This is a genomic window from Tunturiibacter gelidiferens (assembly GCF_051013345.1).
Classification (GTDB): domain Bacteria; phylum Acidobacteriota; class Terriglobia; order Terriglobales; family Acidobacteriaceae; genus Edaphobacter; species Edaphobacter gelidiferens_A.
This window is the reverse complement of the sequence record NZ_CP132939.1, coordinates 3,015,653-3,034,656: the sequence shown is the minus strand read 5'-3', so window position 1 is coordinate 3,034,656 and position 19,004 is coordinate 3,015,653. Positions and strand designations below refer to the sequence as shown.

General features: G+C 56.4%; 16 protein-coding genes, 3 pseudogenes and 1 riboswitch. Of the genes and pseudogenes, 6 read left to right on the top strand and 13 right to left on the bottom strand.

Annotated features, from left to right (window positions below):
- Positions 1-160 precede the first annotated feature (160 nt).
- Together RBB80_RS15020 and RBB80_RS15015 are read right to left on the bottom strand one after the other, a co-directional pair.
- Positions 161-1,135, bottom strand: a complete 975-nt coding sequence (locus RBB80_RS15020) for a hypothetical protein (protein ID WP_433969086.1) — start codon at positions 1,133-1,135, stop codon at positions 161-163.
- The gene (locus RBB80_RS15015; RefSeq protein WP_433969085.1) at positions 1,087-3,654 is read right to left on the bottom strand and encodes a carboxypeptidase regulatory-like domain-containing protein; all 2,568 of its coding nucleotides are present in this window, start codon (positions 3,652-3,654) and stop codon (positions 1,087-1,089) included. The genes RBB80_RS15020 and RBB80_RS15015 overlap by 49 nt, the downstream gene beginning before the upstream one ends.
- Before the next feature lie 78 nt (positions 3,655-3,732).
- A riboswitch (cobalamin riboswitch) is annotated at positions 3,733-3,927 on the bottom strand.
- A 342-nt stretch (positions 3,928-4,269) separates the two neighbouring features.
- Between RBB80_RS15015 and RBB80_RS15010 the strand changes: the two genes are divergently transcribed.
- From RBB80_RS15010 to RBB80_RS14985, 6 genes and pseudogenes are all read left to right on the top strand, one after another.
- The gene (locus tag RBB80_RS15010) at positions 4,270-4,746 is read left to right on the top strand and encodes a DUF1348 family protein (protein ID WP_433969083.1); all 477 of its coding nucleotides are present in this window, start codon (positions 4,270-4,272) and stop codon (positions 4,744-4,746) included.
- Between the two features lie 179 nt (positions 4,747-4,925).
- A complete protein-coding gene (locus RBB80_RS15005; protein ID WP_433969082.1) occupies positions 4,926-6,038 on the top strand; it encodes a mercuric reductase in 1,113 nt (370 codons plus the stop codon).
- Positions 6,011-6,303: pseudogene (locus RBB80_RS15000) on the top strand (hypothetical protein). Before RBB80_RS15005 ends, RBB80_RS15000 begins: the two are co-directional and overlap by 28 nt.
- A 63-nt stretch (positions 6,304-6,366) precedes the next feature.
- Entirely contained in the window at positions 6,367-6,774 is a 408-nt protein-coding gene (locus RBB80_RS14995; protein WP_433969081.1) for a TOBE domain-containing protein, read from the top strand.
- Positions 6,775-6,956: 182 nt separating this feature from the next.
- A complete protein-coding gene (locus tag RBB80_RS14990; RefSeq protein WP_433969080.1) occupies positions 6,957-7,442 on the top strand; it encodes a carboxypeptidase-like regulatory domain-containing protein in 486 nt (161 codons plus the stop codon).
- Between the two features lie 17 nt (positions 7,443-7,459).
- Positions 7,460-10,312, top strand: coding sequence for a carboxypeptidase regulatory-like domain-containing protein (locus tag RBB80_RS14985; protein ID WP_433969079.1), 2,853 nt, complete (start codon positions 7,460-7,462; stop codon positions 10,310-10,312).
- A 156-nt stretch (positions 10,313-10,468) separates the two neighbouring features.
- On the opposite strand, the gene RBB80_RS14980 is transcribed toward RBB80_RS14985, so the two are convergent.
- From RBB80_RS14980 to hppD, 11 genes and pseudogenes are all read right to left on the bottom strand, one after another.
- Positions 10,469-11,557: a tetratricopeptide repeat protein gene (locus RBB80_RS14980; protein ID WP_433969077.1), complete on the bottom strand. Its 1,089-nt coding sequence runs from the start codon at positions 11,555-11,557 to the stop codon at positions 10,469-10,471.
- A 2-nt stretch (positions 11,558-11,559) separates the two neighbouring features.
- Positions 11,560-12,069 (bottom strand): hypothetical protein, encoded by a 510-nt coding sequence (locus tag RBB80_RS14975; RefSeq protein ID WP_433969076.1) that lies wholly within the window; start codon positions 12,067-12,069, stop codon positions 11,560-11,562.
- A gap of 104 nt (positions 12,070-12,173) precedes the next feature.
- On the bottom strand, positions 12,174-12,443 hold the full coding sequence (locus RBB80_RS14970; protein WP_433969075.1) for a tetratricopeptide repeat protein: 270 nt from the start codon (positions 12,441-12,443) through the stop codon (positions 12,174-12,176).
- Positions 12,444-12,524 (bottom strand): annotated as a pseudogene (locus RBB80_RS14965) (hypothetical protein); the annotation flags it as partial.
- 62 nt (positions 12,525-12,586) lie between these two features.
- Positions 12,587-12,805 (bottom strand): annotated as a pseudogene (locus RBB80_RS14960) (tetratricopeptide repeat protein); the annotation flags it as partial.
- A gap of 170 nt (positions 12,806-12,975) precedes the next feature.
- Positions 12,976-14,469 (bottom strand): multiheme c-type cytochrome, encoded by a 1,494-nt coding sequence (locus RBB80_RS14955; protein ID WP_433969074.1) that lies wholly within the window; start codon positions 14,467-14,469, stop codon positions 12,976-12,978.
- 64 nt (positions 14,470-14,533) lie between these two features.
- Positions 14,534-14,818 carry an ASPIC/UnbV domain-containing protein gene (locus RBB80_RS14950; protein WP_433969072.1) on the bottom strand — a complete coding sequence of 95 codons (285 nt, stop codon included), beginning with the start codon at positions 14,816-14,818 and terminating at the stop codon, positions 14,534-14,536.
- Positions 14,773-15,033: a hypothetical protein gene (locus tag RBB80_RS14945; RefSeq protein ID WP_433970169.1), complete on the bottom strand. Its 261-nt coding sequence runs from the start codon at positions 15,031-15,033 to the stop codon at positions 14,773-14,775. The genes RBB80_RS14950 and RBB80_RS14945 overlap by 46 nt, the downstream gene beginning before the upstream one ends.
- A 107-nt stretch (positions 15,034-15,140) precedes the next feature.
- Complete coding sequence (locus RBB80_RS14940; RefSeq protein ID WP_433969071.1) at positions 15,141-16,427, bottom strand: FG-GAP repeat domain-containing protein; 1,287 nt, start codon at positions 16,425-16,427, stop codon at positions 15,141-15,143.
- A gap of 280 nt (positions 16,428-16,707) precedes the next feature.
- The gene (locus tag RBB80_RS14935) at positions 16,708-17,718 is read right to left on the bottom strand and encodes a family 43 glycosylhydrolase (protein WP_433969070.1); all 1,011 of its coding nucleotides are present in this window, start codon (positions 17,716-17,718) and stop codon (positions 16,708-16,710) included.
- An 88-nt stretch (positions 17,719-17,806) separates the two neighbouring features.
- Positions 17,807-18,922: a 4-hydroxyphenylpyruvate dioxygenase gene (hppD, locus tag RBB80_RS14930; protein ID WP_433969069.1), complete on the bottom strand. Its 1,116-nt coding sequence runs from the start codon at positions 18,920-18,922 to the stop codon at positions 17,807-17,809.
- Positions 18,923-19,004: the final 82 nt, after the last annotated feature.

Here is a 19,004-nt window from a genome sequence, read left to right as displayed (position 1 = left end):
GGATCTTTAGCTGCCTGGAACAACCGTAGCTCGACCACACGTTGACGTTGCGACCCTCAAGTCTTCACAACCTGTTGCCGCCGTTCGCAGTAATCGAAGTGTCTTTCAGTAGGAGCAGAAAGCCCGCCCATAAAAAGAGCCTTCTGCGCTCCCGCTTACTTTAAAACGAGAACTTAGCGGCAAGCTGGACGAGACGAGGAGCTGCGGCGTTGACGATTTTGCCGAAGTTTTGTGTGTCTTCGACTTGCCCATCGACTGAGGCGGGACCGTAGAACTGGGTGTGGTTGAAGGTGTTGAAGGATTCGAGGCGGAACTCTAGGGATCTCGCATCGGCGAAGCGGAGATTCTTCTGGAGGGCCATGTCGAAGTTGCTGATGCCGGGGCCGTAGAAGATTCGGCGCTTGGCGTTTCCGAGTTCGCCGAGATTTTCTTCTGGAAAGAGAGCAGTGTTGAAGGCTGGGCGGCCATTGCGGCCGTTGGTGTTGATCTTGAGGGCGCCGGGAAGGTACTGCGGGGTGTCGAGGAGATAGTTGTTGGCTCCGTTGCCGAGGGTGCCGATGAGGGAGTTGTCGGAGTTGTCGAATAGGGTGACAGGAAAGCCGGTGGCGAAGCGAGTGATGCCGGAGAGGCTCCAGTCTTCTGTCAGGCGATTGCTTTTGCGCAGGAGGGTGGCGAGCGGAAGCGCCCAGGTATAGCTGCCGACGAAGTTGTGCTTCAAGTCCCAGGCTGAGATGGTGCGGCTTTGGCGCGGATCGATGGGGTTAAGTTGTTCGCCGAGGCTTGAGCCCTGGTCGATGGACTTGGCGTAGGTGTAACTGAGAAGGAACTGCGAACCGTGGTGCTGGTAGCGGAGGGTGGTTTCGAGTGCGTTGTAGTTGGAGTTGGCTTCGGATTTGTCGGCTGTGTTTTCGCCGTAGTTGGGACCCTGGCCTACGCGAGTTCCCTGCACTGTTTGACCGGCACTGTCCGTGTAGGTGGAGTCTTCGCCGAAGGGGCCGCAGCCGCTGAGACTGAGACAGAGCGCTGGGTTGCCGGGGTTGGCGGAGACGAGGGTGAGGATGCGGTGTCCCTGATTGCCGACGTAGCTTACGGTGAGCAGGATGTGACCCGTAATCTGACGCTGGAGGGAGAGCATGTAGTTGTTCGTGTAGGGGCACGGTTGCGGTAGTAGAAGAATGGGTCTGCCGCGATCGGAAGGAAGTTCGCCCAGTTGACGGACGTGTCGGGGTTGGACGCGGAGACGCTGTGAGATGGAAAGGCAAAGGGAAAGCGCTGTCCGTTGTTGGCTCCGGTGGCGGCGGTGATGAAGGGCGTCGCCAGTAGCGGAGGGCCGGGGCTGAGGTAGTTGAAGCCGAAGGGTGGGACGGCGTACATGATTCCGGCGGAAAGGCCGGGGAAGGCAGTGTAGAAGAGGCCGTAGCTGGCGCGGATGCTGGACTGGCCGCTGGCTCCGAAGACTTTGCTCCAAAAGCCGTGATCGAACTTTGGAGAGTAGGCGAAGCCGATGCGCGGGGCGAAGTTCTTGTAGCTGATAGGAGCGATGCCGTTGGGAACGCCTGGATCGCCGGCGACGACGAAGCCCGTTGGGGCGCCGGGATAGAGCGTTGATTGTGCTCCGAGGATATAGGTCTGAAGTTGATCGTATTTTTCGGACCAGGGTGCGATGACGTCCCAACGCAGGCCAGCGTTGATGGTGAGATCGCTGCGGGCGCGCCAGCTGTCTTGCACGTAGAGGCCGAGGTAGTGGTTGCGCAGATAGAACGGCCGGCCGGAGGATTGCGTGAAGTTGCTCGGAGTGCCGAGGAGAAAGTCGGCGTAGGGGTCTCCGGTTTCGGTGCCGTTGATGTTGAAGGTACCGTTGAAGGTGGCGTTGGGATGTTCATTGACCTCGTCGATGTGGAATTGGCCGCCGAGCTTGATGGTGTGCGCACCGATGGAACGGGAGACGCCGTCGCTGAGGTAGAAGGTGTTATTGATCTGGGTAAGGTTGGTGATGGGGACGCCCATAACGAAGGTCGGGAAGGTGATGTTTTCGACACCTTCGAAGTGCGGCGCCTGAACGAAGATGCCGGATGTGTTCGCGCCGGTGGTGAAGCCCTGCGAGGCCAGGCTGACGCCGAGTCCGCCCTTCGGCTGGCCGACGATATTGGCGTTGCGCAGATAGCCCGCGTGAAATTCGTTGACGGTGTTTGCTCCGATGACCTTGGTATTGCCTACGGAGAAGAGTTGAGCACGACCGATGAAGAGAGCATCGAAGCCGGGGATGCTTGCTCCTGCGACGGAGCCGGGGTAGGGGTTGTCGAGGTTGTAGTCGTCAATGAAGTAGTAGGCGGAGAGCTGGCCGAAGCGGCTGTTGCCGTCAATGCGCGCGGAGCCTTTGTCGTCGCGGACGGTTTGGGAGAAGGCGGAGGTGGAGAATTGGTTCTGGCCTACGTTCGGGGATGGGATGTATTGAAGGAGATTTTTTGCAGGAGCCGACCATGCGCTCTGCGGGATATTTCCATCGGGAAAGACGCTGGTGTAGGGTTCCCCAGCGGTGATGGTGTGGCCCAGCTGCTGACAGAGCAGCGACGCTAGATAGGGGCCGCTGACAGATCCGGTGAGGTCGTCGAAGGTGCCGGTGCGTTGGGCGAGTGAGGGAACTGAGATGTTTCCGGTGGAGACGCCTTGCGTGGTTCGGGTTCCCTGGTAGTCGGCGAAGAAGAAGATCTTGTCGCGCTTGATGGGGCCGCCGATGGCTCCGCCGAACTGATTTTGTTTGAAGGCGGCGCGAGTTTGATCGAAGTATCCCTTCGCGTCGAGGTTAGTGTTCCGGAAGAACTCGAAGGCTTTGCCGTGAAAGCGGTTAGTTCCTGATTTGCTCACGACGGTGATGATGCCGCCGTTATAGTTGCCATACTCGGGATCGAAGTTGGCAGTCAGGACACGGAACTCTTCGACGGAGTCGAGGTTCGGGATGACGGAGGTGCCTCCGTTCATGTGTTCCTGGACGTCGATTCCGTTGACCAGGAATCCGTTGGAGGATTCGCGCTGGCCGTTGATGGAGAGGTTGCCGGGGTTTGCATCGCCGGAGGGATCGATGCCGCCGGTGACCCCGGCCATGATGACAGAGGTTGGCAGGAGGGTTGAGATAGGAGCGACGCCGGGCTGGATGGCGAGCAGATCGGTGTAGCTGCGGCCGTTGAGGGGGATAGCGGTCATCTGATCGCCGGAGACTACTTCGCCCAGATGAGTTGCGGTGGTGTCAACCTGAACGCCGGCCTCGCTGGTGACGGTTACGACGTCGGATCGTGTGCCGATCTCGAGGGACGCGTTGACACGTAGAGCGGAGTCGGCGTCAACGGACAGGTCGGTTTTTCGCTGCGCGTTGAAGCCTATCGCGGCGATGTCCATGTCGTAGTGGCCTACGGGAAGATTTGGGAAGGTGTAAAAGCCCTGCTTGTCGGACACTGCGTTGTAGGTTGTCTGCTGGGCGGTGTTGACCAGCTTGAGAGCTGCTCCTACGACAACGGCCCCGCTCCGGTCTGTGATGGCGCCGGAGATGCTGCCGCCAGTTGCGGCGTGCAGAAAGGATGTGATCGTGAAAAAGCACGCGACCGCCAGAACAGACGGAATCGTTTTGGCGGAAGAAGAGCTTAACTTCGATAGCAGCATTTACGCCTCAAAAATGGCGTGGTAATCAGGCTAAGCTCAGGATGAGTGAGCGATCGCCCCCGTTTCCACGCGGGGTAGAATCACGACTTCTCCTGGGTAGGTCTCCTGATTTACAGGCGAAGCTGCTGTTGAGCAGCTCCTGACACTTCGCCTTCCCCGATGGATTGAGTGGCCAGTGAAGAGTCTTTTCCTGATTACAGTGGCGGGACCATGCCGGACTTACACCGGCTTCCCTTTTATGCCCTCGCAGGCACCCAGAATGTTTCTCTTACAAACTAGCATAAGAGAAAGGTTGCGATATCAACAGGATCTCCCCCAGCTGCGATTTTTGCGAGCCATGGGAAGATCCCCCACCTCCCCTCCTCTCTTATAGTTCTCTTGGGTAATCCTTGGCTCACGCCAGAGCAGGCTGTCTCGCTTAGCCGGTGTCAGTACGATAAGGCTGCCAACGTCTGATCGGAGACGGCCTTTCTATCCGGAGCTGTGCCAGTCCATCTCGACCGGACCACTGGATTGAAGATGCAGACGAAACGTTGTGTGCTTTTGTTCTGACCGTAATGCTTCACAGATAGTTTACGATTACCGATCACCGGTGTAGCCGGAAGGAGCAGAGATATGAGCAAGGAACAGGCAGTCACACTCGTCCCGCCGTTCACCCAGGAGACGGCTGTCCTTAAGGTACGCAAGGCCGAGGACGGCTGGAACTCGCGCAATCCCGAGCAAGTCTGCCTTGCTTATACTCTCGACAGCAAGTGGCGCAATCGCTCTGAGTTCGTCAACGGGCGAGAGCAGATCATTCAATTTCTCACTCGCAAGTGGCAAAAGGAGCTGGATTATCGGCTCATCAAGGAGTTGTGGGCCTTTGGAGGCTCCCGCATCGCGGTCCGTTTTGCCTATGAGTCGCATGACGCAGCCGGACAGTGGTACCGCTCTTACGGCAATGAAAACTGGGAGTTCGACAGCGACGGTGTGATGCATCATCGTTATGCATGCATTAACGATCTCCCGATCAAAGAGAGCGAGCGTCTCTTTCATTGGCCGCTCGGTCGGCGTCCGGATGAACACCCAAGCCTTACGGAGCTTGGTCTTTAGATGCGACAAGCTCTTGATCTGCAGCCACCGCCAGAGCCCCTCAAAAGAGTTAGTGGCAACCTTGGTGGAGCCGCTGCACGCACCAAACTTGGTGAGGTCTTTGGAAAAGATCTCCCTGCCGCTTTGCTTGAAGACGCCGTCGCGATCATAATTGCTATTGTGGTTGTCACGAGACTCGGATGAAACAAGACTTCGATGCAATCATCGTTGGTGCCGGACAGGCAGGACCGTCGTTGGCAGGCCGACTCACGCAAGCCGGCTGGACGGTTGCCATTGTCGAGCGCAAGCTGTTCGGGGGAACGTGCGTCAATAACGGATGCACTCCGACCAAAGCCATGGTCGCGAGCGCGCACGCAGCGCATATTGCACGCCGGGGCAGCGACTTCGGAGTCATACGACACGAACCGGTGAGCGTCGATATGAAGCAAGTTTTGGCTCGCAAAGACGCCATCGTTATGAAGTCTCGGACAGGCGTCGAAAGCTGGCTACGGGGTATGGAGCGATGCACCGTCTTTACAGGGACAGCCCGCTTCGAGTCTCCAAATGAGATTCGGGTTGGTGACGAAGTGATTCGCGCGAAGAATGTCTTTCTGAACGTTGGCGCGAGGCCGTCTGTACCAGATATGCCTGGGGTCCGCGAGGTTCCTTTGCTGACCAGCACGACCATCCTCGATCTTGATGAGCTGCCACAACATCTCATTGTCGTCGGTGGGAGCTATGTCGGGTTGGAGTTTGCGCAGATGTATCGCCGTTTCGGTGCTGAGGTGACAGTCGTCGAGCGCAAGTCGCGACTCGTACCCAATGAGGATCAAGATCTCTCATCTGGTATTCAGGAGATACTGCAGTCCGAGGGCATTCAGCTTCGTCTTGACGCGAACTGTATCCGACTTGAAAACGATGGCAAAGGAGTAGCGATTGGGCTCGACTGCCTTGAGGGTCATCCCAAGGTGACGGGATCGCGCATCCTTCTTGCCGTTGGAAGACGGCCGAACACAGACGACCTGGGGCTGATAGCCGCCGGAGTGCAGACCGATGAGCGCGGCTACATCACTGTAGACGACCAGCTCCAAACATCCGTTTCGGGAATCTGGGCGCTGGGAGATTGTAACGGTAGAGGAGCTTTTACTCACACCTCTTACAACGACTTTGAAATTGTCGCTGATAATCTCCTCGATAAAGCCTCGCGGCGAGTCAGTGACCGCATCCCTGTAAGCGCCCTTTACATTGACCCCCTCTGGCGCAGGTCGGCCTTACTGAAACGCAGGTGCGCGAGAGTGGACGCGCTGCCCTGATTGGAACTCGCCCAATGACGAAAGTTGGACGTGCCGTCGAGAAGGGAGAGTCGCAGGGTTTCATGAAGGTACTGGTGGACGCAGAGAGCAAAAAATTCTGGGAGCCGCCATCCTGGGAACCGGCGGAGACGAGGCCATTCATTGCATCCTGAGTACAATGTACGCAGGTGCCCCGTACACTACTCTCTCTCACGCGGTTCACATTCATCCAACGGTTTCGGAGCTGATTCCCACGATGCTCCAATCGATGACGCCGCTTAGGTAAAATTCAACGTTTCAACGACCAAAAAAAATGCTAAAACTGTAGGCCATGTCAAAGACTCGCCAAATGCTGACTCCTCGTGAAGCATCGCGCATGCTGGGCGTGAGCTACCCAACGATCAAACAATGGATATTGAGCGGAAAGTTGAAGACCGTTCAGACTCCCGGCGGGCACCATCGCTTGTCAGAGGCAGCTTTGAAGCCATTTCTGACGAAAGACCAGATGAAACCCGCAGCCAACTCGCGACAGCGATATCGACGGGTTAGCGGCCGAAATCAACTTGCCGGTAAAGTTGTCAGCATCCAGATACAAGGGCTGCTCGCCGAGGTTGTGCTCTCTGTAGGAGACACGCATGTGACGGCAATCATCACCGCAAATGCGGTTCGCGAGCTTCAGTTGAAGAAAGGCGATCTTGCAGCTGCTCTCATTAAGTCGACCGACGTAATGATTGAGCGTCTTGACGATCCCTCGTAGACGCAATCGGGTGCCTTGTCCGCGCCTGGACGAATCGTTTGACTATACGATTTGAATCGACTAACTTCGTACTATTCGACTGGAACACGTACGGGGAGGCGAGTCTTCAGCTCGACTGTTCGCGCTAATCCCTATTACCACCGGACGCACACTTCAAAGCTGCGTTTCCAGGAGCGGACTTCATGAAGCTTCATAGTCTCTCTTGCGCCCTTTTCCTCTTTGTCTTGCTAGATGGAGGGATAACCTCCGCTCAAGTCGCAGCGGATCTGAAGGGCCGCGTTTTCGATGCCTCTGGAGTCGCGATCGCAAATGCAGCGGTTGAATTAATCGAGTCTTCTACGAATCTGCATCAGTCGACGGCCACCTCCAGCTCGGGAGATTATCTTTTCATCCATCTCAATCCGGGCTCTTATCGTGTGGAAGTAAAGGCGCCGGGGTTCAAGAACCTGGATCGGGAGGGCGTCACCGTCATCGTCGGACAGACTGTGAGTCTTGATCTCACACTGAACCTCGGAGGCGATCAACAGACTGTAACCGTCAACAGCGACGCGCCACTCCTGCAAGCCGAGACCAGCAATATGGAGACCAACATCTCGGGCGCCATTGTTGCCGCCATTCCGCTCAACACAAGAAACTTCATTCAACTCACGACGCTGGCCCCGGGGTAGAGTTGCCTCCCGGAACCTTGCTTCCTCGCATTAATGGCGGTCGCCCACGCACCAATGAGTACATCTACGACGGCATCTCCGCGCTGCAGCCTGAACCTGGTCAGGTCGCCTTCTTTCCTATCCTCGACGACGTTGCGGAGTTCACCATCGAAGCCAATAACGTGCCAGCGGAGTTCGGCCGCTTCAACGGTGGTGTGGTCAACGTCGCCACCCAGTCGGGCTCCAGCGACGTGCACGGCAGCCTCTTTGAATATCTTCGCAACGAAGATCTTAATGCACGCAACTACTTCGCGCCGACGGGCCGCAGGCCTGAGTACCGTCGCAACCTCTATGGCGCTACCCTCGGCGCGCCTATCCTCCGCAATCGGCTCTTCTTTTTCGGCGACTATCAGGGAATTAAGCAGCTCATCGGCCGCACCCTGACCTCGACGATCCCCACGATCAACGAACGTAACGGCATCTTCCGGAATGTCTCGCATATCTACAATCCCGCGACTACAACCATCGTCAATGGAAAGAATGTGAGGCAGGAATTTCCGGGAGACGTCATCAACATACCGTTCGATCCTGCCGCACAGGCTCTCCTTGCACGCTTTCCACTTCCCACCAACGGCAATGCCGCCAACAACTACAGCCGCACTGCTAACGACGCGGACCATCAGAATCAGTTCGACGTTCGCGTCGACGGTGCGTACGGTACTCGTGACCACGCCTTTGGCCGCTACACCTATTACAACGAAGTCGAGCAGCCCGTCACCCCGTTGCCCGATGGCAGCGGCCTCATCAGCGGATCCGCTCTCGGTACGGGTGGAGTCCCTGGACTCTCGAACGTGCGGGGACAACAGGCCGTCGCCAACGAGACCCATACCTTCTCCCCACGACTGGTCAACAACCTCACCGGCGGCTACACTCGTCGCAGCAACAACATCATCGGTCCTGAACTTGGCAGCACCGCCTCCACCGCGCTTGGCATCCCCGGCATCCCTATCAACGCAGCGTTCAATAACGCCCTTCCCCTCTTTACGCTCACTGGCATCCAGCAGCTTGGTCCCTCCGCAAGCACCTTCGCGAACTTCCAGACCTCGGTTTGGCAGGTCGTCGACACGGCTGTCTACACACGCGGCGCCCACGCCATTAAGGCTGGCATCGACTTCCGTTGGTACCAACTTAATACTGTTTCGCCACCCAACCCCACCGGATCCTTTGCCTTCACCACCACCGGCACCAATCAACAGGGTCTTGTCCTCGCCCCCGGCGATAAGCTCGCCAACGGCAACTCCATCGCCAGTTTTCTTCTAGGCCAGGTCGATACTTTTCAGATAGACCTGCAACACGCTAAGCTCCGTCCTCGCGACTACATCGAGGAATATTTTCTACAGGACGACTGGAAGGCCTCCAATCGCCTGACACTCAACTTCGGGGCCCGCTGGACTCTGCACCATCCCTCAACTGAAAAGACCAACCAGGGAGCCGTCTTCAACCTCGCGACACAACAGCTTGACTACGTCGGCGTCGATGGAAACTCGCGCAGTGCCCGGGAACTCCACTACGGCAATGTCGCTCCTCGTCTAGGGTTTACCTATCTCGCGACCGAGAAGACGGTTATTCGCTCTGGCTTTGGAATTGTCTTTATCGACCAGTCCGGAATCACAACCCCATTTACTGTTCCTCAGTTCCCTTTCATTCAAAGCGTCACGCAGAAGACACAGGACAGCGTGAACGCCGCCTTTGCACTCTCGCACGGACCTTCCGTGGCACCCATTCCGCTCACCCCCAACGCCGGTCTTGGCCAGAGCGTGTACACAGCCGATCGTACCGCCGGTTCCGGCTACGTCCAGCAGTGGAACCTCGCCGTTCAGCGCGCCGTGACCAACAATCTATCTGTCGAGATTGCATACGTCGGGTCGAACATCATTCACGTCGGTATCCCCGACTCGAATCTTAACCAGCTCACGGCCGATCAACTCGCGCAGGGCTCTTCGCTGCTAACCCCAGTCACAAATCCTTACTTCGGCCAGCTGCCGCCATCCAGTTCACTCGATACGAAGAACATCGCAGCCGCACAGCTCATCAAACCTTACCCTCGCTTCCAAAACGTCGCAACGTACCGCCATAACTCGGGAACCACCAACTACAACGCAATTGAGGCCAAGGCCGAACAGCGCTTCTCCCACGGCCTTTCCTTCCTCTTTGCTTATGCGCACTCCAAACTCATTGACGATGCGTCTTCCGTCTTCTCCTCCACCGTTCTCTCCTCACCCAACACAAGCTCTCTCATCGCAGCGGACACCTTCCGCCCCTATCTGGAACGCGACTCATCAAATGGCGATATGCCCAACGTAACCTCGTTCAGCGGCATCTATGATTTGCCGGCTGGGCGAAATCATCGCTTCGCCTCGACTAGCGTGGGCAATGCACTGCTTGGAGGCTGGAGCTTCAATACCATCCTCTCGCTACAGTCGGGGATGCCCGTCACCGTCACGCAGGCCACCAATAACAATTCTTTCGCTGGTTTTTCTCTTCAGCGCCCCAACATCATTGGCAACCCTCATTTGACGGCCGGCCAGCGTACCCCCGCGCGATACTTCAATACGGCCGCATTCAGCACCGCACCTCAATTCGTCATTGGTACCGCATCTCGCAATCCCGTGCGCGGCCCTGCCTACCGCGACCTGGACGTCTCTCTCATCAAGCGAACGCGACTTGTCGAAAAAGCTGACCTGGAGTTCCGCGCCGAGATGTTCAACGTTACCAATACACCTGAGTTCGCGCAGCCCAACGGCAGTTTTGGTTCCCCCGCGTTCGGCAGTATCACAGCTACTACAACCGACCCTCGAGTTGTGCAATTCGCAATCAGGCTAAGTAGATAACCGGCCTTCGATGCGCTCCTGGAGCCCTTCTGCAGCGCACTGAGTTCTACCCAAAGCTTCAGTTCTGCTCGGACAAGTGTCTACTCACAGATTCGCGCCTGGCCCATCCGCATGCAAAAGAAGATTCGCGTAGTGAGAACGGCGTCGTGCCCGACACTATCTTTGGCTTTCGACAGCATTCTGGATAGTCTCTGCGCTTTTGTACTCGCGCGTCGCATCTTCCTTGCGCCCCAAAGCGCGGAAGGCCTGCCCCAGCAGCAAGTGGATAAGGTGATTGCTGGAATCCATATGTTCCGCACGCAGCAGATAGTTTAGCGCCGTCAAGGCATCATCGCGCTTCAACAGAACCTGCCCCAGCAAGATATATGGACCTGTTGAATTTGGCTCTAGGAGAAGCGCACAGTTCAACGCCTGTTGCGCATCTTCGTATCGCAGAGCTCGCAGGTATGAATCGCCTAGACGCTCATACACCTCCCCATCCATGGGGTTGATTGCCCGTTCGGCTTCAAATTCAACGACAGCTCCAGCGGCGTTTGAACGCGACAGGGCAAGTTGTCCCAACAGCAGATGAGCCAAAGGCAATTTTGGTTCGATTTGGAGTGCTTTGCGTACCATCTGCTCGGACTCGGCGGGGTAGTTGCGGCGGAACAGCATACGCCCCAAGAATAAATATGATGCTGCTGATTCGGCTGGGATTTTGTACTGTTCGGCAAAAATGCGACGCGCATCATCGTATCGATGCACATCGAGATAACAGACCGCCAAAACATAAGTTCCATCGGCATTGACACTCGCGATTGGGCTGTTCGCGCGTTCAAGAAGAGGAATGGCTGCGGCGGGTTGCCCCATGCGATATAGCGTCACACCGCGCATCTGTATCGCCATCAGATCGTTACCATCCTGAACCATGGCTTTTTCGAAGGCTGAATTCGCCGCCGCAAAGTTATTGCGCTGGTAGTGAATCATGCCACGCATACGCTCTACTCCCGCCGGCTCCGGCTGCTGCGTTGCCAGGGAGTTTAAACGAGTCTCCGCTTCGCTCAACTGACCACGGGAGATTAGCCGCTGTGCTTCCTCTGTTGGGCTCGGGCCATGTTGGGCTGAATCGGTTGAAGCATTCGATGCGCTCGCACCGGCGTTTTGCTGGGGCTGCGCATAGGGAATCGAAACTACTCCCACACAGCAAACGAAACAGATCTTGATCAAGTCGAGATGCATGCGCAAAGAACGAGAGATAAAGAACATGTCTAAAAGAGCGCCCCCGCTACCTGTTCGGCAACGTTTCTCGCTTCATCGCTCAAGCCATTTTGGGTTGACACTGACGGTCTCGGCGAGCCTCTCTTGATGTCGATGACGAAAACACGGTCTCGTACCCGACCGATGATCTGCTCCCCTCCGTTGAGGGAGTTGCTACTCGCGACACACTGGACCGCTTCATTGCCAATCGCCTTCAGTGGGACCACCGTACCGGGGCATCGCGCAAGATAGGTGGCAAAGTCTTTCGAGGGAAGAGCCATCGTGTGCACGGCGATTGTCAGCTCAAAAACAGCCGAATGCTGATTGCGCTTGAAGTCGCAGGTGGTGTCGCCTTGTGACGTAAGAGCGGTCGCGGTCGCCTGAACATCGCCGCCCAAAACACCCGCGGCCGTCGCTGCATTTAGCCAGGGACATTGGACTTCGGCCCGACATCGCACAGGACTGATCAATGTACCTGCGATCACCGTAAATACAAATGCGATCCAACACTTTTTGCTCACGCTATTTCCCCTTCGTGTAATCCTCACTGGCATAGGAAGGATCCTACGGTAGAGTGTTTTCTGGTATGCCGAAAAGTCAGGGAGGGTTACGAATGCGGTGCGCTTTAGTGCTCCCCGCCAGCAATCGTAACTTCGGGATGCGATACATCCTTATGTACATGCCACGGCACGCTCTCGATCGAGATCTCAGGATGCTTGCGCAGAAAATCCAGGGAATAAGTAGGAGCGCCAGGATCTATCTTCTTCGTGACAAACTTCGCGGATTGTTCCTTCGCTTTATCCTTCATACCGGCACGACGGTAGAGTAGCGCAAGGTTGTAATGCGCGGTCAGGTCATCAGGGTCGATCGCTTGTAACGCTTCAAACTGTTCCATCGCTTCCTGAGGCCTACGTTGTTGGTAATAAGAGATCCCAAGCTCGCGACGAGCATCTCGCGATTGAGGGTACTGTGCCAGAACTTTTTCAAATCTTCGACTTCAGCGTCGGGATGCCCCGCTCGCCGTTCTACCAATGCGAGATAGTAAAGAGCACGCGCATTGTTGGGGCTTAGCTCCAATGCTTTTTCAAGTCCCGCGCGAGCTGAGGCGTATTTTTCCCATTCGATATTGGTCAGGCCGATATTGGTGTAGCCATCCGCATAGTCAGGACGCAGCTTGATGACCTGGGAAAAAGCCTGGATCGCGTCGCTGTACTGCAGCTGATCGAGATAGGCGATGCCAAGATTATTCCAACGCATCCAGTCAGCGTTATCGCGAGGATCCGGCGTGCTGAAATGATTGTCCCCGATGTTGAACACGCGGGTGCGAGACGCGAGCTCAACGATCGGATACGCAACGTGATCCTTACCAAAAATATTGTTGAGATAGCTCTGCCGGAGATGTCGATAGTTGACTCTGGCAGTTACAGTTACCGTTCCCTTCGCCTCCGGGGGAATGCGAAACTCATAGCGGATGAGGGACGATCGGCCTGCCTGAACCGTGTTGTCATATGCGACGGAATGGATCGTCCATACTTTGTGATTGTCGACAAACCCCCGTCCGTGTTGACTGGGCGGTTCGTAAAGCTGTGTGCCCGCTCATCCAGCATTCCATCTGGCTTGATGAAACCGCTGTGATAGATCTCTTTTCCGTTCGAGTCCGTGACGACAAATTCTACCCAGGCCTCGTACAGGTCGCGCACTTCGGGAATGAGAGAGTGCCCGATATTTTTGTTCTGGATCACGGCCATGGCCTGCACGACATCACCCGGAGCAAGAGTAAACGCTGTCGAACCCAGGGGCGCGATCAGTTTGTCTTCATTTGCCTTGCGAATAGCAAATAGATCAACGTTGAGATAGTTGCCTGTCTTCAGGAATTCGACCGTCTTCTCCAGCTGCTCATCAAACCCGTAGTAGAAGGGAACGGCGGTATTGCCCGCGGTCCAGCGGTGCGAGGCGAATGTACCATTCTTCGCTCCGGGCTCGGGCAGTGCATTCGACGCGCGCTTCATGTGACAGCCTTGACAGGTGGTGAAATCAGCTTGATAGAACGTGAGAGGATTTCGCTGGGAAAACTTCGAGTTCTGCCACTCATCGTATGCGGTAAACGCGCGAATCCATTTGTAATCATTCAGCGGGTTTGGCAAATTGGCTTTGTGGCAGGCGGAGCAAAATTCGGGCGTCCGGTAAAAGGTCTGCATCACCGCCTTGGAATGCCGATCGAGGTGGGCCAATATCTCCGAGTCCGGCACCATGCCCGGTATGCGAACGCCCTTTTCATCAACCAGAACTGCGGGTACGCCCATGACATAGCCGCCGTTGCCCAGCGTCGACTGCAGCTTCTGCACGGAATGGCACGTGGTGCAGGTCAGCCCATCCTGATCGAACTTTCGGTCAACCAATGAGTTCTGGGTTAACCCGCCACCCAGGACGGCGATCGGATTGTGGCAGCTATCGCAATGACGGGAAAACTCGATTCCCTTAGTCCTGATAAGGATATTCACGCTCGTGCGATAGAACGGCGTTCGAAATGAGTTGGAGTGCAAAGACTGTCGCCACTGGTGGTACGCCTCTTTGTGACAGTGACCACAGTAGTCGGCTGTCGGGAACGCATCGGGCTCGAGAAAGGTGTCGCCCTCGACGGCGGCATTTCCAGGTGTTGAAATATTTCCTTTTCCGAAGGCGAAGTTGTAGCTTCTGGCGACCTTGTCCGCATACTCTTTGCGGACTGCAGCTTCGTCTGTGATCTTCTGCTGTGTCTGGCTCAAATCGGAATGAGCCTGAATTCGAGGAAGAAACGCGAGGACGCTGCCAAGGGCGAGCACCCCAACCAGACTGACGTACGCTCCCCTCGCGACAGCCAGTCGCCGTCGATTGCCAACCACACGCCTCATCTGCGCTTTGGCCCACTTGAAAAACAGCATCGATCCCAGCTTTCTTTCGCGGACTTACGAGCCAGCCACTTGCAAAAGGTTGACGGAATTCTACTCATCTAGTGAGTCTTTTGTCTGCTGATTTCTCTGTTCTTCTTTGCCGTTCCAGACGCGTCGAGAGGACCCGGGACAATTCCTTTCCCTCCTGGACGGTGAAAAAACGATCGACACCCGTAAGCGTTATCTGTTCCACTGATCCGCTAGGCCAACGAATCTCTACAGAATCCACGGCAGTTGCGTCTCCAATTCCGAAATGCGGCCGCTGATCGTTGGAAGATTCATAGCTGCCACCGCTCAATACATCCGCTCGCTGACGCGTTCCGTTCGCAACCAGATACACCGTAGCCCCCACAGCATCCCGCGGACTCTTCGGCCCCCGATTAGCTTGAATCCAACCCAGTGGTGATGATCAGGACTGACATCTCGCATCAACGACGGCACATGATCCATTGAGTTGATGACGACATCCGTCTTACCGTCATTGAAAAGGTCACCGAATGCGGCTCCCCTTCCTGGAATCACCTCCGCCAATCCACTTCCGATCACCGCGGGCATTACCTCAAACTTCTTTCCCTTGTCTACGTTATGGAATAACAAAGGACGCTGTGCGTAAGAGGTTCCCCAGTCGTACTTATCCACCTGAGGATATACATGCCCGTTGACTAAAAAATATCTTTCCAGCCATCGTTGTCGTAATCAATAAACTCGGTCGCCCACGTGAGAAAAGGATAAGTAACCTCTGCGATACCCATCTCTGGACTAATCTCGGTGAACCCCTGGTCACCTCCGTTTCTGAAGAGCGGCTTATAGTCATCGGAGAATGTACCCGTGTACAGGTCGACCAAGCCATTATTGAGATAGTCACCAACAGCCAGGCCCATGCCGGCCTGATCGCGTCCCTGCTGGTTCAAGGCAAAACCAGAGTAGTAGCTGGCATCTTCAAAGGTCCCATCTCCGTTGTTCATATAGAGATAGTTCGGCGACGAATCGTTGGTAACCACCAGATCCACCTTGCCGTCATTATTGATGTCGACGAAAACTGCCGTAAAGCCGAAGTACCGCGCCTTATCCGAGACGCCCGCCTTTTCGCTGACGTCGGTAAAGGTCCCATCCCCGTTGTTGTGAAAGAGATGATCGGACTCTCCCTGAAGTCCACGCGGACCGCATAGGGTGTTTACACCCCGAAACTGGCAGTAACTTAACCCAACCGTTTCGGAGCCGGGGTCGGGCGGATGGTTTACGTCATAGTGAACATACCCGGGAACGAAGAGGTCGAGTCGACCATCTCCGTCGTAGTCTCCAAAGGTGGCACCGGTAGACCAGTTCCCCAACGTTACGCCCGCCTTCTCTGCTACGTCAGTAAAGGTTCCATCGTGGTTATTGTGATAGAGCCGGTTCTTGCCGAAGTTGGAGACATAAATATCCGGCCAGCCGTCGTTGTCGTAATCTCCAACTGCGACGCCATAACCCCAACGATCGTTCGTCACTCCGGCCTTGGCGGAGACATCGGTAAAAGTCCCGTCGTGATTATTGTGAAACAACGCCGCGTGCGGCGGGTCCGCGGTACCCTTCAACGCATCGTAGGTAGATCCATTCACCAGGTAGATGTCGAGCCAGCCATCATTGTCATAGTCCAAAAGGGCTACCCCCGATCCTGGGGCTTCCAAAATGTACTTCTTTTCAGGCGTGCCCATCACATGATGCCACCCCGTTAGACCGGCTTGTTTGGCCACATCTTTGAAGATCACTGGGCCGTCGTTAACAAAGCCTCCAGCGGTAATTGGACGCAGCTCCGAATCCTTTACCGCAGCGAACACACCTGCTGTCGCGGATCCGCCACGTGGGACAGTTGGGACGGGCTGGTCTTGAGTAGAACCCGCCCCAGGCTTACCTAATTCCTGTGCCGCCCCAAGTGAGCCCACGAAGAGCTCGCCTGTCAACGCGATCATTAGGATCGTTTTTTGAAGGGGTTTCATAACCTCTTTATTCTCATTCGCTACGTTTCCAACCGACGGCTTCGGAGCTTGAACGACGAGAAACATTCACGAAACCGGTTATGGCTCGTCCAGACAGACCACACAGTTCCAAAATCATTTGCCAATGAGCGCGTGATTTTACCCCTTGGCTGGCGATTAAACCGTCGCCCCAGCATCATCGTTCTTGGAAGCGCCCGTGTCTATCACTATTTCGACCGGGCATTATGTGTGGCAATGCGTCCTGCCCATCGCGCTAATACTTTGTCTCACCGGTATTGATATCGATCATCCACGGCCTGGGCTCGGGAAGTAGAAGTTGACCTCCATCGATTTGGAGAGGCATCCAGAGGTACCGCGAGTCCCATAGCTCTTTCGGCTTCCACTGATCAGCCATGAAGATGACCGAGGTTGTCTTTGTACCTATGATCCTGAGCAGCGTGGAGGATTGCGACTTGTAGGTCTTGAGCGCGGGAGGAGCGATGTCTTTGAACTCTGTCCATGGGCCTTCGAGACTGTTAGCGGTGGCGTAGACGTTGGGGTTCGGATTCCATCCGCTGAGATGAGAGCCTATGACGTAGTAGAGGCCTTTGTAGTGAACCAGAGCGCCGCCTTCGAGCGGAGCGTGAACGAGACTCATCGGCTTTTCGACGTTGAGATAGTCGGGTGAGAGGCGGGCGATGACAAACCCTTTGGTGGGGCGACTTTCGAAGATGAGGTAAGCTGTGCCGTCGTCGTCGGCAAACTGGCCTATGTCGCGACTTTCCAAGCCGAGGGGGCGAAAGCTTTTGAGATAGTGGTAGTCCCCGTCGACCGTCTCGCTCACGGCGATTCCGACGCGGGCGAGTTTGTAGGTGCCGTCGTCGATATGGGTGTACATAACGTACTTCTTCGTCGCGGCGTTGTAGAAGACTTTGGGGCGCTCGATGAGCCAGCCTGGGCCAAAGTTCTCGGGGTCGGAGAGCTTGAGGACCTGATTGCGAAAGGTCCAGTGCTCGAGATCTTTTGATGCGTAGCAGCTGACGTAACGCTTATCAGGATCGAGGCCTTTTGTGCGATCTTCTCCGAACCAGAAGAAGATTTCACCGACCTTGAGAATGCCTCCGCCATGAGCTTGGATCTGTTGGCCGCGATCGTCCAGCCAGACGGCTCCCGGTGTGATCGCCCCGGAGGCATTCCCTGCGCGCAGAAGGACTAAGCAGGTGAGACAACCAAAGGCAGCGAGACGTGACAACACCGAGTATGGCTTGCCAGCGAGCAAAGACACCAAGTCTACCTTTCGTTCGACCTGTCTGCGATGACGTTAGCGTGGACGATCTTTGGTTAGAGGTTGCCGCGCAATTCCTGTTCTCTCTCTATGGCTTCGAAGAGAGCCTTGAAGTTGCCCTTGCCGAAGCTGCGGCTTCCTTGCGCTGAATGATCTCGTAGAAGACCGTGGGACGGTCTTCCACCGGTTTGGTAAAGATCTGCAGCATGTAGCCCTCGTTGTCGCGGTCGACGAGGATGCCGAGTTTTTCGAGCTCTTCGATGGGCTCGTCGATCTTGCCGATGCGGGTCTGCAGTTCGGTGTAGTAGGAGTGGGGAACCGTGAGGAAGTCGACGCCCTGCTGCTTCATGGCTGCTACGGTGGCGAGGATGTCGTTGGTGGCGAGGGCCATGTGCTGGACGCCGGGCCCGCCGTAGAAGTCGAGGTACTCCTCGATCTGGGACTTGCGGCGGCCTTCGGCTGGCTCGTTGATGGGGAACTTGACGTAGCCGTTGCCGTTGGCCATGACCTTGGACATAAGCGCGGAGTACTCGGTGGAGATGTCGTTGTCGTCGAAGTGCTGGTACAGGCCGAAGCCCATGACGTCGCGGTAGAAGTCGACCCACTGGTTCATGGAGTTCCAGCCGACGTTGCCGACGATGTGGTCGATGTGGAGGAGGCCGACGGGGCGGGCGATGGGATCGTTCGGGACCGCCTGGTAGCCAGGGAGGAAGGATCCGTCGTAGTGGGTGCGCTCGACGAAGGTGTGGATGGTGTCGCCGTAGGCGGCGATGCTGGCGGTGGTGACGCTGCCGTGGGCGTCTTTGGATTCGGTGGGGGGCTGGATGCTGCGGCCGCCGCGGCTGGTGGTCTCGAGCCAGGACTGGCGGGCGTCGTCGACCCAGAGGGCGATGGCGTGGACCCCGTCACCGTGCTTGTCGACGTGGCGGGCGATGTCGGAGTCGGTGCGGAGGGCGGTGGTGAGGACAAAGCGGACCTTGCCCTGCTGGAGGACGTAACTGGCGCGGTCACGCTGACCAGTCTCGGGGCCGGAGTAGGCAACCAGGGACATGCCGAAGGCGGCGCGGTAGAAGTAGGCGGCCTGACGGGCGTTGCCGACGTAGAACTCGACGTGGTCGGTGCCCTTGAGAGGCAGGAAGTCGGCGGTAGATTCTGTCGTTGCCTGGGGCTTCGTCTGGGGCTGGGTCGGGGCGTGTGTTGCCATGAGAGGTCTCCGGTTCGGCGGGCCTGGTGGCCAGCAGTGCATGATGAGGATAGTTCACCGAGGGCGGGGTTGGCTAGGGCTG

What these genes read in the sequence shown, in the direction of transcription:
- RBB80_RS15015 (WP_433969085.1), bottom strand. Translation starts at nt 3,654, where the DNA reads ATGCTGCTATCGAAGTTAAGCTCTTCTTCCGCCAAAACGATTCCGTCT.
- RBB80_RS15010 (WP_433969083.1), top strand. Translation starts at nt 4,270, where the DNA reads ATGAGCAAGGAACAGGCAGTCACACTCGTCCCGCCGTTCACCCAGGAG.
- RBB80_RS14995 (WP_433969081.1), top strand. Translation starts at nt 6,367, where the DNA reads ATGCTGACTCCTCGTGAAGCATCGCGCATGCTGGGCGTGAGCTACCCA.
- RBB80_RS14955 (WP_433969074.1), bottom strand. Translation starts at nt 14,469, where the DNA reads ATGCTGTTTTTCAAGTGGGCCAAAGCGCAGATGAGGCGTGTGGTTGGC.
- RBB80_RS15020 (WP_433969086.1), bottom strand. Translation starts at nt 1,135, where the DNA reads ATGCTCTCCCTCCAGCGTCAGATTACGGGTCACATCCTGCTCACCGTA.
- RBB80_RS14970 (WP_433969075.1), bottom strand. Translation starts at nt 12,443, where the DNA reads ATGGAACAGTTTGAAGCGTTACAAGCGATCGACCCTGATGACCTGACC.
- RBB80_RS14980 (WP_433969077.1), bottom strand. Translation starts at nt 11,557, where the DNA reads ATGTTCTTTATCTCTCGTTCTTTGCGCATGCATCTCGACTTGATCAAG.
- RBB80_RS14945 (WP_433970169.1), bottom strand. Translation starts at nt 15,033, where the DNA reads ATGCCCGCGGTGATCGGAAGTGGATTGGCGGAGGTGATTCCAGGAAGG.
- RBB80_RS14940 (WP_433969071.1), bottom strand. Translation starts at nt 16,427, where the DNA reads ATGATCGCGTTGACAGGCGAGCTCTTCGTGGGCTCACTTGGGGCGGCA.
- hppD (WP_433969069.1), bottom strand. Translation starts at nt 18,922, where the DNA reads ATGGCAACACACGCCCCGACCCAGCCCCAGACGAAGCCCCAGGCAACG.
- RBB80_RS14990 (WP_433969080.1), top strand. Translation starts at nt 6,957, where the DNA reads ATGAAGCTTCATAGTCTCTCTTGCGCCCTTTTCCTCTTTGTCTTGCTA.
- RBB80_RS15005 (WP_433969082.1), top strand. Translation starts at nt 4,926, where the DNA reads ATGAAACAAGACTTCGATGCAATCATCGTTGGTGCCGGACAGGCAGGA.